Origin of the sequence: Bernardetia sp. ABR2-2B (assembly GCF_037126435.1) — a bacterium.
Lineage (GTDB): Bacteria > Bacteroidota > Bacteroidia > Cytophagales > Bernardetiaceae > Bernardetia.
Map to the genome: position 1 here is coordinate 1,899,902 of NZ_CP147020.1, position 14,804 is coordinate 1,914,705.

Consider the following 14,804-nt stretch of genomic DNA (forward strand, 5'->3'; position numbering starts at 1 on the left):
GAAATTTCTGATTGAATTACCGTAATTCGTATTTACTTCTAAATTCTACCTTCTAAACTTTAAATTTGTTTATTTATGCTTCTCGCCCCTTCTGTTCTCGCTTCTGATTTTGCCAACCTCCAAAGTGAGGTCGAAATGCTAAATAAAAGTCAAGCTGATTGGCTTCATATCGATATTATGGATGGAGTTTTTGTTCCTAATATTTCATTTGGCATTCCTGTTTTTGAGGCTATTTCAAAACACGCAAAAAAACATTTAGATGTTCATTTAATGATTGTCAATCCTGAAAAATATGTTGATAATTTTGCTCGTGCAGGTGCAAATACTATTTCTGTGCATATTGAAGCCTGTCAGCATCTACATAGAAACCTTCAGCAAATCCGTAATCTAGGCTGTAAGGCAGGAATTGCAGTAAATCCTCATACTTCTATTTCTCAATTGGAAAATGTAATCGAAGAAACAGATTTAGTATGTTTGATGTCAGTTAATCCAGGATTTGGAGGACAAAAATTTATCGAACAGACCTATAAAAAAGTAAGTCAGTTAAAAGAATTAATACTAAAAACAGGCTCAAAAGCTCTTATCGAAATTGATGGAGGTGTAAATGCAGGAAATGCTAAAAAATTAGTAGATGCAGGAGCTGATGTATTAGTAGCTGGTAATTTTGTCTTTTCTTCGCCCAATCCAACAGAAACAATTAGTAGAATAAAGTCATTAGTTTAAAATAAAACTAGAAGTATGAAGTTAGATTTCAGAAGTAATACAAAATGATTTATTCGAAAAACTCTAATAAATACAATAATTTTGATTATTTTTAATCGAAAGTGAAATTTTTATGCTCTTCTCTCAACTAACTTTAAAAAGGTTCTGAAAACGTTTGTAGCATTTCTTTCGTTGGTATTGAGATTGAATCAAATCAATTTATTACTTATTTAAACTTCTTCTGACATTGTTGGTGTTCTTACCATACATCATTTTAAAATAAAAAACTATGCTCTTCGATAGATTAAAAAATATTATTCGCTCTACTACTAATGATTTATTAGAAAAAAATGGACTTTCTGATGATGAATATATGAAAGCCATAGAAGACGAATACGAAAAAGAATTTGGCTCTCTAGGAAATAATGATTCTACAAGTTATTCTTCCGAATTTGATACAGAATATGAGTTTACTGCGCCAAAAGCAAACCCAAAAGAAAGAATTTATTATCATACCTTAGGGCTTGAGCAAGGTGCTTCTTTTGAGCAAGTAAAGACTGCCTATAAAAAACTAATGAAAGCCTACCACCCAGACCGTCATCAGGCAGACCCCAAAAAACAGCATTGGGCAGTAGAGCAATCTCAAAAAGTAAATGAAGCATACTCTTACTTAGAGAAAAAATTTGGAAAATAGAGCTAGTCAGATTCTTAGGTTTTAAGAAAAATCAAAAACTATTGCTAATCGTATAACGTTTGCAAAAGTATAAGACCTTTTTTATAAATTTATTGAATAGAATCAAGCAAAACAAAGTAGGTCAATCTCCTATTCCAAATTATTGGAATTGTAATTTTATTGATATAAATAAATGTATCATAATCGTAACTTTTAATTCGTAATTCGTAATTGACTTATTATATGTGGATATTTTTTAAACGCCTTTTCAGAATTGGAAAAACTAAAGCACACGCCAAACTTGATAAAGTAGAAGACCCTGTTGCGCTTACCGAACAGTCCATTAAAGATTTGAAACAAGACCTTGCAGAGAGCATGAAAAGTCTTGCAGAAATGAAAGCGTTAGCAATCCGTACTAAAAGAGATGTTCAACAAGCACACCGAGCAGCTGGTCAGTACGAACAGAGAGCAATGCAATTTATTGCAAAAGCCGAAAAAGGTGATATTAGCATGGACGAAGCCGACCGATATGCACTAAAAGCTCTCGCCCAAAAAGACCAAATCTTGAGAGTTTCCTCTGCCAATGAGCAAAATTTACGTGCTTATGAAAACATGATTCGCAAGTTAGAGCTTGATATTCAAAAAATTCGTACACAAATAAATACATGGGAAGGCGAACTCAAAACGCTTAAAGTACGCTCACGTCTTTCTGAAACAAGTCGTCGTTTGAATGAACGTATGTCTTCTATTAGCAATAATAGTATGAATAATATGTTGGAAGATATGAAGAGCAAAGTAGAAGAACAAGAAGCTCTTGCTCAATCCTATGAAGACGTAGCTAATTTGAATGATAGTGTTGATGATGAAGTAGAAAAAGTATTGGGTAAAAATGCAGCAGCATTACCAGACTTACCTACTCCACAAGATGCTTTGGCTCAACTAAAAGCAAAAATGAAAGCACTTCCAAAAACAACAGAAGAGTTGATAGAAGAAGCCGAAGATGACTTTAAGAAAATAGGTTCTTACTCTGAAGAGGAGGAAAATAAATTAAATCAAGCAGAAAAAAAGAAAAATATTACCTTTGGTAAGGTAGAAAAAAGCACACCACCAAAACGTCCTCGTTTGCGTATCAGAAAAGAAGGTTTTGATGATTAAAAACATAACTATTCAAATATTTAAAAGATTAGTTTATCGTTTGAAACGACTGCAATTATTTGATTAGATAAATAATTCTTTGTAAATTGATTTTTTTACAATAGTATTTTTATTGTAATTTTTATAAAAAAACTATTACTTAAAAACTATCCAAAACTACTTTATTATGAAAAAATTATTTTTATTACGTCATGCGCAGACAGAAGGATACAGTCTTTCAAACCCAGACTCAAAACGAAAACTAACTGAAAGAGGAGTTCAAGATGCAATGAAACTAGGACAACTTCTTTACGAAGAAAATATTGAAATAGATAGTATTGTTAGTAGCGTAGCCATTAGGGCGCAAACTACGGCTCGTCTGATTGCTAATGGAGTAAAATATCTTCCTTCAAACATTCAGATAGAAGAAGACCTGTATCAATGTTCAGAAGTAGATTTGTTACGTTTTATTAGTCAAATTGATGATAATTCTATTAATAATTTACTTTTAGTCAATCATAATCCTGCTGTTTCTGCACTTATTTATCTATTGGCAGAAAAAGATTATGGATTTCTTAGCCCTTGTAGTCTAGTTATTTTTTCTTTTGATGTAGAAAATTGGACAGAAATAACAAAAGGAAGTGGAACAGTAGAAACGATACGCATTCCTGAAACAAGCTTTGAAGAAAGTATGATATAATACAAAAATTAGGAAAAAATTTTAATCAAACATAATTCGTTTGGCAATACTTCTTCCCAATGTAATTTCATCTGTATATTCAAGTTCACTTCCAATCGGAACTCCACGAGCAATCCCGCTCACTTTTACCCCTTGTTTTCTTAGTTTTTTCGTGAGATAAAAAGCCGTTGTATCCCCTTCCATAGTTGCATTGAGAGCCAAAATTACCTCTTTTACCCCATTTTGAGTTCTTTCTAAAAGAGAATCTATATTCAAATCTGATGGACTAATTCCTTCAATAGGAGAAATGACACCTCCCAAAACGTGATACAATCCATTATATTGTGCTGTATTTTCGATAGCTAACAAGTCTGGCACTTCTTCCACTACACAAATCAAACTCTCATCTCTCTTCGGACTCTTACAAATACTACAGATATCTGTATCTGAAATAGTATGACATTTTTTGCAATAAACTGTTTTTTCTCTAAGCGCAATCAAAGATTTTGTAAGTTCTTCTACGTCTTGAATTTCTTGTCCTAGAAGATGCAAAGCCAAACGCAAAGCCGATTTTTTACCAATACCGGGCAAACGAGAAATTTCATTTACAGCATCTTCTACTAATTTGGAGGGATAATTCATTTTAATCAGTTACCAGTAAATAGTTACCAGTAATCAGTTTTGACTAATTTGGTAGCTATAAAATTAAATTATTTAAGGACAAATAAGGCTTACAAAAATACAAAAAAAAAGATAGAGTTGAAATCTATCTGTAGCCAATCATTTAGAATCTAAAAAGTAGATTGCGAAAAGCCTCCTACATTTACTTGTAAGAGGCATATCAAAAATCTCTAAAAGTAGTTATTATGGTAAAGTAATAACTCTAGTTTGATTTCCTGCTCTGAGTGTTGCTTCTTTATCACAAGCACCATTTCCATAATCTAAAGTTACTGTTGGAATATCTTGACTAGTAAACTGTATTTCTATTATTCCACTAACAGGATAAATAATTTGTTGTGCTAGACAAACCGACTTTTTGGTAAGAGGAGTTTGGATAGTAGAAGTAAATGTAACTCCATTAGCTGTTACACCATTTGAAGTTCCTGTAATCATAAAAACATCATCTGTATAATCTGATAAAGAATCAAAACCTTCTGTCCACGTATAAAGTCTTTCAAAGGCAAGTTGAATATCTCTGTCTGGAAAACTAATCGTTCCATTTTCTAGTTGTAAATTATATTGCCACTGACCAACAGTATTTCTAGAAAAACCAGCTGTACGAAGCGTTCCGTTGAGACCATAATCATTAACTTTATAGTTTTCGAAGGTAATAGTCAAATCATCTCTTGTCATTCTGTCTCTATCTCTATAATTGACAATTATTTTACCACTACGAGTACGTCCGTCTTGTCCTACGCAACTCGTTCCAAAATCAATCATCACTATTTTGGTCTCTTGGAAGTGTGTAATAACAGCACAACCTTCTGTACGCCCAGAGCGAGAACCATCTACTTCCCCGTCTAAGCCATCAAGAGCTGTATTATAGGCATCGTAGAATTGTATTTCAGCAGTTTCAGTATCTTTTGAAGTTTCGAAGGCTGTTTGTGTTTCATCATCAACTACATCAGTTTCTTCTTCTTGACAAGCTGTAAGGCTAATCATCGAAACAGTAATCAAAATTGAAAAAAAATGAAGTAATTTGCTTTTTGTAAAGTCCATAATTGAATAAATTTAAAGGTAAATGAATAAAAAATTTGTTGGAGAAATTAAGTCAAAATAGGTGCTAGTTTTTTACCAAAACGTTTTTCTTGTATTCTATCAAACTCCATAACATAATTAGGGTTTTCGGTTTTCATTATTCTATCCCAAAACCTAAAATAAAGTCCATAGTTTCCTCTGAATTTTTCGTGATGAAGATTGTGATAAACAGAAGTATTCATAACTTCAAAAAGCCACGAGTTTCTAAACCATTTTGGCGTAATTTCGAACCCTAAATGTCCATATACACTAAACCAAAATGCAATGAAAGTAACAGCCAAAATAGCCAAAGGATGAGCAGGTACAATAAAAATCGTTATTGGAATAATGATAGCTTCAAGAATAGCTTCCAAAAAATGAAAAGAATAAGCTGCCCAAGGCGACGGATTAATAGATTGGTGATGAATACGGTGAATACGCTTAAATAATTTGGGAGAATGAATGGTTTTATGCATCCAGTAAAAGTAAGTATCTTGAATAGCAAGAATCAACAAAACGCTTACAGGAAGCCACCACAACGGAAAATCAGAAGTATTTGTATAAATCTGTGAATAGCTTCCCAACGGAGAATAAATAAAACCAAAACCAATTATTCCGAAGATAAGTGTGGAGAAAACAGAGTGTTTTATTTCTCTCAAAAAATCTTTCTTTTTAGCAAGATGAGATTGAATTTTGTTATTCAAAAATTGATTATAAAATAATTTATAGACAATCAAAAACGCAACTCCTGCAAAAACAAAATATCGAATCAAATTACTAATAAGAGGTAAATAAGGCGAAAAATGAAAAGAGTAATTTTCCATAGTGGTATTTGTTTTAGAATTTGTAAAATTATCCAAATAGTTCAAAACCAAAATGTAATTCATTGATTGTGAAGTATTTTATTTATACAAATATACTATACAAACTACCTGTTAGAGATTAACAAAAGATAAGTAATGAAAAAACGTACTTATTTTTTTTGTGCTTTTGTGGCAATTCTTTTTCTGATTCTTGAAAGTGAAACAGGTGTCATTCCTAAAATAGTTGCAATGTATTTATCGGGAAGACGATTGACAATATTGGGCTTTGCTTTCACAAATTCGATATACCGTTCTTCTGGCGAATAAAGTGTAAATGATTCTATTCTTTCAAAGACTTCTTGTAAAATATTCAATAAAAAATGCCTTCTCCCTTGTTCTAATTTTGGATTTTTTTCTAAAATTCGTTGTGCCACATCATAATCTATTACTAGAAGTTCCGTTTTTTCTATGGCTTGATAATAAAAACGAGCAGGACGATTATAAAGAATAACATCATAAGAAGTAATAAATTGGTCTTCCCAGCGCACCAAAGTAGTGATTTCATCTCCTTTTTCATTGACCATAAAACAACGGATTAGCCCCTTTCTTATATACGCTAATTGTCTCTTTTGTTCTCCTTCTTTTATAAAATACTCTGAAATATCAAGTTTTTTAAGGCTTGTATTTGCAAAAACTTCTTTTAAGTCTTGAAGTTCTAAACCTTTAAAGATTCCAAAATAATGATTTAGTTTTTCTAAGTCTATCATATCCAATAAGTATTTAAAAACTACTGAAAACGTTTTTTAAAGAACAAATTACAAAATCTCTACCCAAATATTTTTATCACACACAGCCTTGCGAAGTGGCTTTAGCTCATTGAAAGTTCCTGTTGTAATCGTCGAATGTCCTTTTGTATTGGCTTCTGTTACAACATCAAAAGCATCTCCAGAGGAAAGTTTACATACATTTATAATCGTTTTGATAATATAGTCTAATTCATTTTTTTTATCTTTAAAAAGTACCAACTCACGTTCTAGGGAAGCATCTAATTGCTCTTCTGAATCAGAAAGAGTTTCAATTAATGTTTCTGTAAGTTGTTTTCTTTGAGGAATTAATTTTTGGTTGGCGTATATAGTTTGCATAATTATATTTTATTTTGATTCTGTATATTGATAAATATTCTATTTATAAATAATGTTTGAGATAGAATAAAGTTTAAGCTATTTTTGTGAGAGTTCTATAAAATGGAATATATTATTTCGTGATTTTTAATTTTTAATTCGTAATTCGTAATTGAGTATGTTAAGTGTCGTAATGCCTGTTTTTAATGGAGAAAAATTTCTCAAAATGGCTATTGAAAGTATTTTGAATCAAACTTATACGGATTTTGAGTTAGTCATTATTAACGATGGCTCAACTGATAAGAGCGCAGAAATAATCAATTCCTATCAAGATAAGCGCATTCATTTTTTAGAAAATGATGGTAACAAAGGTATTTTTTATACAAGAAATAGGCTTTTTGAAGAAGCTCAAGGAAAGTATATTGCTATTTTGGATTGTGATGATTATGCAGAACCAACACGATTAGAAAAACAAGTTCATTTTTTAGATAAAAATAATGAGTTTGGTTTGGTAGGCTCTTGGATTACCCTTATTGATGATGAAAATAGAATAAAAGGAGCTTGGCAGCTAGAACATCGCCCCGAACAAATCCCTGCAAAGTTGTTATTTTTTAATCAGTTTGCACAGTCTTCAGTTATGATACGAAAAGAATTTGCAGACTTAAAATATAGAGAAGAATATCCTCCAACAGAAGATTATGATTTGTGGGTACGTATTGCACACAAAACTAGAGTTACAAATCTTGCTGAATCTTTAGTAAAATATAGAATCCACGACCAAAATATTAGTCAAACACAAAAAGAAAAAGCAGATAGACACGTTTTGAAAATCTATAAAAATCAGTTAGAAGAATTAGGAATTTATGCCAATCAAGATGAACTTATCCTACATAAAAAAATAGGAAATATGGATTTCAAACAAAATAATGAATCCTTTTTCGAAAAAGTAAAAAACTGGTTAGAACTGCTCAACTCTAAAAATGAAAAAATAGAAGTTTATAATAAAATAGTTTTTAATAACCTTTTGGGAGAGTTTTGGGCAGAACTTTTATCTAAAAATATAGAACTTTCTATTACAAAAAAAGCTTTTCAAAATTCGATTTTATCTTCTTATCTTAATTCTACCAAAAAAAATAACCTTTCAAAATCTTTTAGACTTCGTTCTTTTCCTTTTAATTATACTATAAAACCTGCTTTAAATGTCATAAAAAAATTACAAGACTGGAAAAGAAAAAAATAGGTTATTTCTATTTCTGTAACTTCTGTTACCAAGTTTTTGAAAGCAAAACTCTAACTTTGTCATATTCAATTTAGTTTTATCACTCTCCAATTATATACAATTATGTTAGATACAATCAAAAATTTGTTCAGCTCAAAACCTCCAACTGATTACAAAGCACTTTTGAAAGAAGGCGCAATTATTATCGATGTTCGTACGAAGGGCGAATATGCAGGAGGACACATTCAAAACTCTAAAAATATTCCTTTAGATACATTAGCAAATCAGTTAGGACAATTTAAAGATAAAAACCAGATAATTATTACTTGTTGTGCTTCTGGAATGCGTAGTGGAAGTGCAAAAAGTTTATTACAATCAAAAGGTTATACAAATGTTTATAATGGTGGTGGCTGGTCTGGTTTGAATAATAAAATTTAGTTTTTAAATCTTAAGCAATTGAGTAAAATTAAATACAACGAAACCCACGATTAAAATTGTGGGAAGACATTTTAAAATAGGAATAAGAATATAATTCCTGCTATCCCATAACTAAAGTTATGGGTTTCGTTTTAAAATCAAATTTTACCATTAACTTATAATTAAACCTGCTCAACTACTTATAAGGACAAGGCGTACCTTGTCCTTGCAACTCTTTTTAATTTTCTTTTATCAAAATTCCTCCCTCATCAGTTATTTCAATAATTCCTTCTGGAATATCTGTTTTGTTGAGATTTTGAATAATCGGAATTACCTTTTTATCTTTATCTATCGAAACTCCACCACGTCCACGTTGGATAATGGGCGTAATCTGACCAGAAATAAATTTGCCTTCTTTATCAACTTTTAGATTTACGATTGGCGCAAGTCCACTTTCTCCACGCAAACTAAAACGGTCATACGTACAAAAATTCCCCAAACTATATGCAACAAATCTATCTTTATAAACTTCCATAGCACGAGTAACATGAGGTCCATGTCCGAAAATAATATCTGCACCTGCATCAATCATGGCGTGAGAAAAAGCATATACATTTCCTCTATTTTCTCCATAGAAAGTTTCTGTTTTGCGTGTAATATGTTGCTTACTTCTACCTTCTGCACCTCCATGAAAAGAAACAATGACTACGTCACAAGAATCATTTAATGTTTTTACAATAGCTTCGGCTGCCTTTATATTTCTAATATCCATTGTCCCAGAATTGGGTGCAAAGGCTGCAAAACCGTACTTTACTCCTTCTTTTTCGAACATTGTATAAGGACAAGAAACCAAACCTGCATATTCTATGTTAATACTTTCTAAGAATTTTTTACTGTTTTCTCTACCTGAATTTCCAAAATCTCCCATATGGTTATTGGCAATACTGACTACATCGAAACCACCTTGTTTCAAAACATCTTCTACTAGCTTTTCTGGCATACGAAACGCATAGCATTTACTAGGATCTGAACAGCGTTTTACCTGTCCTCCTTTATTCAAAACTACTCCCTCTAAATTTCCAAAAGTAAGGTCAGCACTTTTAAGGATAGAATCTACCTCTGAAATCAAATCTTTACCTTCATTGGGTGGCAAATGGGCAGTAGAAGGAAAATTTGTTCCAAACATCATATCACCTACACCAATAATTTGTAGTGTTTCTTTTTTGATAGAATTATCTTTTACAGACGAAAGCGTACTATCACTTAGTTTTAGTTTTAAAGAATCTGTTAAGTCATTAATAAGAGCTAAAGAATCGTTACTCTCGTTCAGAGTAGCTTTGTAATCTGTTTGGCTACAACTAAAATGAGAAATACTGATGGCAGGAAGAAGAAAAACGAGAAAAATAAGTTTTTGGATTTTCATAGAAAATAAGTTTTGTAATGATATATGTAGCTGACTAACAGCACACTATTTATAGTTTTTGTGTATAAAATTAATGATAAATAATTGATTTAAAAAGATTAAATAAACGTTAATAATAGATTAATAAGAATTAAATTTGGTTATAAGTTGTAAAAGCAAATAAAATTTCGTATATTGACTTTGTTGGTAATTTAACTGACATAGTAATAAGTAGTCGCTTTAAGGTACATTTTTTAGATATTCATCTATCTATTGGCTGACAAAAACTAATTACTCATTTGTGCTTCAATTTTTTTAAAACACTAATTCAATGATTTTTATTGCGACAGAAGACCAAAAAGGAAAAATAACTGCATTCTTTGCAAAAAATAAAAAACAACTTAAAGAGAAAGGGTTCAAATGGATTCGTAAATTTGACGACGAACATCGTGCTATCCTTTGGGTAAATGAAAGTTATTTACTAAATAAGAAAGAGTATTTGTATTAAAATATTTTGGCGAAGCTAAATTTAGTAATTCGCCTTTTTGCTGGAAACTAATTACTTCTTACTAGTAATTGTAAAATAGTCTTTTGCTATTATTTCTAAATATTCGTGATACGGACTTAGTTTGGGGAGCGCATTTTTTATTTTCAGATATAACTGCTCTGCATAAAGTTTGTCATTTTTTCCGATTGCTTGTGATAACTCTGTTAGATAATCATCCATAATAGGCGATATTTCGGTTACGTTTCCTAACAAACGAGCCAATATTTCACTAATTGTCCAAGCCCATGGCATTCCTTCCATCAGTAGAGGATGAGCAATAATGCGCTCATCTTCCCATTCTAAGGAAATTATATTATTTGATGCCATCGATTGAATCATAAATGGACTTTGCGTTCCCACTATAAACTGCGTATTTGGAAACACTTCTGAAAGACGAGGAATGAGTGTGCGCTGCAAATTAGGACTTAAATGAACATCAATCTCATCAATCAAAACGATTGCTTGTATGCTTTCTGGATATTCTATATCAAAAGGGTGTTGGATAGCTCGTACGCACAAATCCAAAATCCAACTAAAAACAGTCTGAAAACCATCTGACATTGCTGAAATAAGGGATTCTCCAGAGGATGTTTGAAAGACAAAATCTCCATCTTTATTTAACCCCAAAAGTCCTTGTTCTAATTTTTCATCTTGTTCGTTTTCTGTAATATTTGAAGGAGGAGCAAGTAAACGATTTACTATTTTTCGAATGGGTTCGATATTGTTTTCTATGAAACTATAAGTGCTATGGTCATCCTCGCTTTTTAGAAATCCATTTTCTCCAAACAAAGAAGCAATAGGCGCAAAGGTACGATGCTGAAAATCATAGTTTCGAAGCCCTCTTTTTCCTGTACTATATCCCAAAACCATTAAATTTTCACGTATTATTTCAAAATAACGGCGATGACTTCCCGTGTTCATTACTCCATTTCTATCAATCTTAAATTTGATATTTACTTCCTCTCCAAAACCTTGCAGACGAAGCACCAAATGCCCTACTTTTTTATCTCCATGAACTACATTTTCCCATCCATAATTAATAGGTGGTTTGGGAATATTGGCTAATCCTAATGCAATAAGTTGAAGGATAGTCGATTTTCCTGTTCCATTTGTTCCGACAATGAGCGTGATATTTTCTTTCGTGTGAATATGAGGTAAATCAATAGAAAGTTTATCAAAACAACGGATATTTTTGATAAACATTGACTCCAAAATAAGCGTGTTATCTTCACTTGCTCGTTGTTCTTCTGGAAAATCAATATTTAAAAAAGGCGTAATTGTTTCGATAAAATGAACCTGTACTTGTTCCAAAACACGCATAACTTCAAAATCTTCACACTCATCAATAAAAAAGTATTCAAAATTAAAAAGCATATTTTTCCCCATCATTGCATGTGGCGTTCTTTGTGCTGCCATTGCATTGAGTTCTGTCAAAATAGGTTCAAAATGCTCTTTTAATAGTGAAACTGGTACTGGATAGCGAACAGTATTTTCTAAAAGGTTCTCAGCAGCTTGATAAAGTTTTTGGGTAATATCACGTATGATTCGATGACGAGCTACTGCCGACGAACCCATATTAATTTTATATGCCGTAATGGTAGAAGCTGCACGTAAATTTCTTTTGATAGGTTGCAAATTCCCCTGCCTATCAATAGCTATATATTTTTCAGGAACATCTAATTCTGGATTGATAATCAGTGGATCTTCTGCCAAATGAATATCTGAATCTGCTCTCCAAAGCGTTCTGTCTTCAGGTGGTTTCTTGACTCGCTTGTGTTTATTCATTATCGGAAACTGACTATCCTCATAAAGTTTGCATTCTTCACAAACAGGTAAAAGATTTGTCCATTCGTAAATAAGCCAATAATAAAGCTCTGGCGAACGGTAATGTGTCAAGAAAGCTGTCGATTCTTCAATAGAAATTCCTACTTCACAAAAGGCACATTTATTATAATGAATTTCAAGAAGTTTGCCCAACACGTTTTCATGCATCAAAATATCCAAACGAGGGTATCCCACAAACTTACCTATCTCCAAAAGTGTCTGAATAACATTTTCAGTTTCTGGAGATTGTAAAATAGCTGGAATATCATTTGGATTTTTTCGTACTGAAATCATAGGGAGCAATTACGAATTAAAAATTATGGATTACGAATGTAAATCACTGAATACAAATAATTTAAATTATTCAGCTTAATAGATTCTTTTTCCTAATTTAATTAACAACGAAGCATTAATAATTGAAAACTAATTATACTAAAAAATAAATAACTATTAATGATTTAATTTTGGATTTACTTTTCTGTATTTTGTTGGCTTTCTTTTAAATAAAGGGCTAACTTTTCACAAAGTTGATGGATTTCTTGTGCCATATAATCATCGTTTGTAGCACGGAGAAGCGTATCAGCCATTCCTCCCAAAATATTAATACTAAAACCTTTCATTTCTTCGACAGGCATATCTTTTGTCCAAAGGTCAAGACGAAGACAGTTTTTTTCGTGTCCATCCCAAATAGCTAAAGCGATTGCTTTTGCTTCTTCAAGTTGTTTGCCACTATCAGTTGCTTTCCAAAATATTTTTTCGGGTAGATTTTTATCATCTAATTCTATACTAAAACGGATTTCAGATTGTTTCATTTTTGATGGGTTGATGTCGCTAGTGAAAACACAAGCAACGGCAAGGTTAAGTTTGCTGGTTAAAATTAAGAATACAAATTTACGAAAAAAAACAACCTTATTCGATAGTCAGATTATAGAAAGACAATTGAATGAGTTTTAGACAAAAAACCGAAATTCAAGTTTATTGAGTTTTGGTTTTTGTATGCTTTTTTAGAAATAGAATTATTTCATTTTTGCTAATTGCTGACTGCGTTCGGCTTCCATTGATTTAACCCACGCTTCATACTTTTCTGGACTCATTTCTCTAAAACCTAATTCTTCCATTTTAGCATTTACTTCTTTGAATTTTCGATAGTTTTCTTTCAACCAAGCATTTTCGTAGTTACCGTTTTTCTTCTGAAAAGCAACTCCAAAATGTCGTAATGTATTGCTTTTTGCTGCCAAACTAGGAATACAAGTGGGAAAATAAATTAAAGAAGTATCCAAACAAGCCAAACCAAATTTTGAATAACCGTACTGACTTTCATAAGCTGTTTCTAGCATTTTCAAACAAAAAGCAATATCTTCTTTTGGACTTAACTCTTTCATATAAATTCCTTTTCTGATACTTTCTGCTGAAATATCCATGGAAGAAATCATCCAACTATCTGATGAAAAATTGCCGTTGGTAAGTTCTATATTTACCCATTTATTTTGCTCGTCTAAATGCTTGATGTACATGTGATTGGGTCCGAGAGCTAGATAAGCATTTGCTTTTATTTCATTTGCTAAAATCTTATATAAAATAGGCATCGAACGGCATTGTCCTTCATGTGTCTTTAAGAGTTTAGAAACAAACATACTTCTATGGTCTTTTTCTCCATAAAAATCTTCAAAGTCATACGTATAAGGCTTATAATTATTCATTTTGTGAGGTTTTGTAAAAAACTCAAAAAGAGCATAATTTCCTGCTGTTTTATAAGTAGAAATCCCTTTTGCTGCCACAAACTTGTTTAGGTCTTTTGCTATTTTATCTATCTGATTACAAAATTCTGTATAATCTAACTCTCCTCCAGAATATGCCCATTCTACCAAAAAAACAGCTCGTTTGAAGTCAAGAGGGATTTTATCCAAAAGCATTTGATTAATTTCTTGAAAAGCAAGATTGTAATATTTGTTATCTGTATGAACAACAGAAGAATCAAATTGAAATTTAGAAATAGTTTTTTCTATTTTAGTTTCTATTGTTTTAATAGATTCAGTTTCTGTTTTCTTTTCTTCAATATTTTGAGAGCAGGAAAAGCAGAACAAAAACAGTATAATATAAGAATAATTAATTTTCATATTTCACGAATACTTTTACATTTACACATAATTTTTTGACCTTTCTTTCTTTTCGCAATCTTAAAGTATATTTATCTTTTGAGCTTGATGTAAATCTTAATCCTGTATAATACTTATCATTTATTTTAGTAGTTACGATTACAGAATCATTCTTTATTACTTCTAAATATGTTCCTTTACTGAGTCTTTTATTGTATGTAGTATAGTCGTACATAGATATAGAATATACTTTTCCACTATCTAAATCAATATCCCATTCTGCAAAAGGCTTGAAATAAAAATCGTATATTTCTTTACTATCATACACAACTCTTCTAGAAGGGAGAGAAACACTCCTTAAGTCATTAATATACTCTTTTTTACACTGTTTGTTTATCGAACAACCAAATATAAATAGAGAAATATATAATAAAAATAAAGGCTTCATGA

General features: G+C 31.4%; 17 protein-coding genes. 7 read left to right on the forward strand and 10 right to left on the reverse strand.

Annotated features, from left to right (window positions below; genetic code table 11):
* Positions 1-75 precede the first annotated feature (75 nt).
* The 4 genes from rpe (at position 76) to WAF17_RS07930 (ending at position 3,209) form a co-directional block, all read left to right on the forward strand.
* A complete protein-coding gene (gene rpe / locus WAF17_RS07915; RefSeq protein WP_338768485.1) occupies positions 76-723 on the forward strand; it encodes a ribulose-phosphate 3-epimerase in 648 nt (215 codons plus the stop codon).
* A 268-nt stretch (positions 724-991) separates the two neighbouring features.
* Positions 992-1,396 (forward strand): J domain-containing protein, encoded by a 405-nt coding sequence (locus WAF17_RS07920; RefSeq protein ID WP_338768487.1) that lies wholly within the window; start codon positions 992-994, stop codon positions 1,394-1,396.
* Between the two features lie 222 nt (positions 1,397-1,618).
* A complete protein-coding gene (locus WAF17_RS07925; RefSeq protein WP_338768490.1) occupies positions 1,619-2,530 on the forward strand; it encodes a PspA/IM30 family protein in 912 nt (303 codons plus the stop codon).
* 166 nt (positions 2,531-2,696) lie between these two features.
* Positions 2,697-3,209 (forward strand): phosphoglycerate mutase family protein, encoded by a 513-nt coding sequence (locus tag WAF17_RS07930; RefSeq protein WP_338768493.1) that lies wholly within the window; start codon positions 2,697-2,699, stop codon positions 3,207-3,209.
* Between the two features lie 21 nt (positions 3,210-3,230).
* Here the strand turns inward: WAF17_RS07930 and recR are convergent, their stop codons facing one another.
* The 5 genes from recR to WAF17_RS07955 all read right to left on the reverse strand — a co-directional run bounded on the left by recR (position 3,231) and on the right by WAF17_RS07955 (position 6,870).
* Positions 3,231-3,830, reverse strand: coding sequence for a recombination mediator RecR (recR, locus tag WAF17_RS07935; protein WP_338768495.1), 600 nt, complete (start codon positions 3,828-3,830; stop codon positions 3,231-3,233).
* Between the two features lie 222 nt (positions 3,831-4,052).
* Positions 4,053-4,907 (reverse strand): hypothetical protein, encoded by an 855-nt coding sequence (locus tag WAF17_RS07940; protein WP_338768498.1) that lies wholly within the window; start codon positions 4,905-4,907, stop codon positions 4,053-4,055.
* 47 nt (positions 4,908-4,954) lie between these two features.
* The gene (locus WAF17_RS07945; protein WP_338768501.1) at positions 4,955-5,749 is read right to left on the reverse strand and encodes a sterol desaturase family protein; all 795 of its coding nucleotides are present in this window, start codon (positions 5,747-5,749) and stop codon (positions 4,955-4,957) included.
* Positions 5,750-5,898: 149 nt separating this feature from the next.
* Positions 5,899-6,495 (reverse strand): Crp/Fnr family transcriptional regulator, encoded by a 597-nt coding sequence (locus WAF17_RS07950; protein WP_338768504.1) that lies wholly within the window; start codon positions 6,493-6,495, stop codon positions 5,899-5,901.
* A gap of 48 nt (positions 6,496-6,543) precedes the next feature.
* The gene (locus tag WAF17_RS07955; RefSeq protein WP_338768507.1) at positions 6,544-6,870 is read right to left on the reverse strand and encodes an ATP-dependent Clp protease adaptor ClpS; all 327 of its coding nucleotides are present in this window, start codon (positions 6,868-6,870) and stop codon (positions 6,544-6,546) included.
* Positions 6,871-7,027: 157 nt separating this feature from the next.
* Here WAF17_RS07955 and WAF17_RS07960 point away from each other — a divergent pair, with 157 nt between their 5' ends.
* Positions 7,028-8,089, forward strand: a complete 1,062-nt coding sequence (locus tag WAF17_RS07960) for a glycosyltransferase (protein ID WP_338768510.1) — start codon at positions 7,028-7,030, stop codon at positions 8,087-8,089.
* A 102-nt stretch (positions 8,090-8,191) separates the two neighbouring features.
* On the forward strand, positions 8,192-8,506 hold the full coding sequence (locus WAF17_RS07965; protein ID WP_338768512.1) for a rhodanese-like domain-containing protein: 315 nt from the start codon (positions 8,192-8,194) through the stop codon (positions 8,504-8,506).
* 217 nt (positions 8,507-8,723) lie between these two features.
* On the opposite strand, the gene WAF17_RS07970 is transcribed toward WAF17_RS07965, so the two are convergent.
* Positions 8,724-9,908 carry a CapA family protein gene (locus WAF17_RS07970; RefSeq protein WP_338768514.1) on the reverse strand — a complete coding sequence of 395 codons (1,185 nt, stop codon included), beginning with the start codon at positions 9,906-9,908 and terminating at the stop codon, positions 8,724-8,726.
* A gap of 310 nt (positions 9,909-10,218) precedes the next feature.
* Between WAF17_RS07970 and WAF17_RS07975 the strand changes: the two genes are divergently transcribed.
* Positions 10,219-10,395: a hypothetical protein gene (locus tag WAF17_RS07975; protein WP_338768517.1), complete on the forward strand. Its 177-nt coding sequence runs from the start codon at positions 10,219-10,221 to the stop codon at positions 10,393-10,395.
* Positions 10,396-10,446: 51 nt separating this feature from the next.
* Here the strand turns inward: WAF17_RS07975 and WAF17_RS07980 are convergent, their stop codons facing one another.
* The 4 genes from WAF17_RS07980 to WAF17_RS07995 form a co-directional block, all read right to left on the reverse strand.
* Entirely contained in the window at positions 10,447-12,552 is a 2,106-nt protein-coding gene (locus tag WAF17_RS07980) for an AAA family ATPase (protein WP_338768519.1), read from the reverse strand.
* Positions 12,553-12,728: 176 nt separating this feature from the next.
* Positions 12,729-13,070 carry a gliding motility protein GldC gene (gldC, locus tag WAF17_RS07985; protein WP_338768521.1) on the reverse strand — a complete coding sequence of 114 codons (342 nt, stop codon included), beginning with the start codon at positions 13,068-13,070 and terminating at the stop codon, positions 12,729-12,731.
* Between the two features lie 204 nt (positions 13,071-13,274).
* On the reverse strand, positions 13,275-14,375 hold the full coding sequence (locus WAF17_RS07990) for a hypothetical protein (RefSeq protein WP_338768523.1): 1,101 nt from the start codon (positions 14,373-14,375) through the stop codon (positions 13,275-13,277).
* Complete coding sequence (locus WAF17_RS07995; protein WP_338768525.1) at positions 14,365-14,802, reverse strand: hypothetical protein; 438 nt, start codon at positions 14,800-14,802, stop codon at positions 14,365-14,367. The genes WAF17_RS07990 and WAF17_RS07995 overlap by 11 nt, the downstream gene beginning before the upstream one ends.
* Positions 14,803-14,804 lie beyond the last annotated feature (2 nt).

Coding starts and splice junctions, on each gene's coding strand:
- WAF17_RS07930 (WP_338768493.1), top strand. CDS start 2,697: ATGAAAAAATTATTTTTATTACGTCATGCGCAGACAGAAGGATACAGT.
- recR (WP_338768495.1), bottom strand. CDS start 3,830: ATGAATTATCCCTCCAAATTAGTAGAAGATGCTGTAAATGAAATTTCT.
- rpe (WP_338768485.1), top strand. CDS start 76: ATGCTTCTCGCCCCTTCTGTTCTCGCTTCTGATTTTGCCAACCTCCAA.
- WAF17_RS07920 (WP_338768487.1), top strand. CDS start 992: ATGCTCTTCGATAGATTAAAAAATATTATTCGCTCTACTACTAATGAT.
- WAF17_RS07995 (WP_338768525.1), bottom strand. CDS start 14,802: ATGAAGCCTTTATTTTTATTATATATTTCTCTATTTATATTTGGTTGT.
- WAF17_RS07940 (WP_338768498.1), bottom strand. CDS start 4,907: ATGGACTTTACAAAAAGCAAATTACTTCATTTTTTTTCAATTTTGATT.
- WAF17_RS07950 (WP_338768504.1), bottom strand. CDS start 6,495: ATGATAGACTTAGAAAAACTAAATCATTATTTTGGAATCTTTAAAGGT.
- WAF17_RS07925 (WP_338768490.1), top strand. CDS start 1,619: ATGTGGATATTTTTTAAACGCCTTTTCAGAATTGGAAAAACTAAAGCA.
- WAF17_RS07975 (WP_338768517.1), top strand. CDS start 10,219: ATGATTTTTATTGCGACAGAAGACCAAAAAGGAAAAATAACTGCATTC.
- WAF17_RS07990 (WP_338768523.1), bottom strand. CDS start 14,375: ATGAAAATTAATTATTCTTATATTATACTGTTTTTGTTCTGCTTTTCC.
- WAF17_RS07980 (WP_338768519.1), bottom strand. CDS start 12,552: ATGATTTCAGTACGAAAAAATCCAAATGATATTCCAGCTATTTTACAA.
- WAF17_RS07960 (WP_338768510.1), top strand. CDS start 7,028: ATGTTAAGTGTCGTAATGCCTGTTTTTAATGGAGAAAAATTTCTCAAA.
- WAF17_RS07970 (WP_338768514.1), bottom strand. CDS start 9,908: ATGAAAATCCAAAAACTTATTTTTCTCGTTTTTCTTCTTCCTGCCATC.
- gldC (WP_338768521.1), bottom strand. CDS start 13,070: ATGAAACAATCTGAAATCCGTTTTAGTATAGAATTAGATGATAAAAAT.
- WAF17_RS07945 (WP_338768501.1), bottom strand. CDS start 5,749: ATGGAAAATTACTCTTTTCATTTTTCGCCTTATTTACCTCTTATTAGT.
- WAF17_RS07965 (WP_338768512.1), top strand. CDS start 8,192: ATGTTAGATACAATCAAAAATTTGTTCAGCTCAAAACCTCCAACTGAT.
- WAF17_RS07955 (WP_338768507.1), bottom strand. CDS start 6,870: ATGCAAACTATATACGCCAACCAAAAATTAATTCCTCAAAGAAAACAA.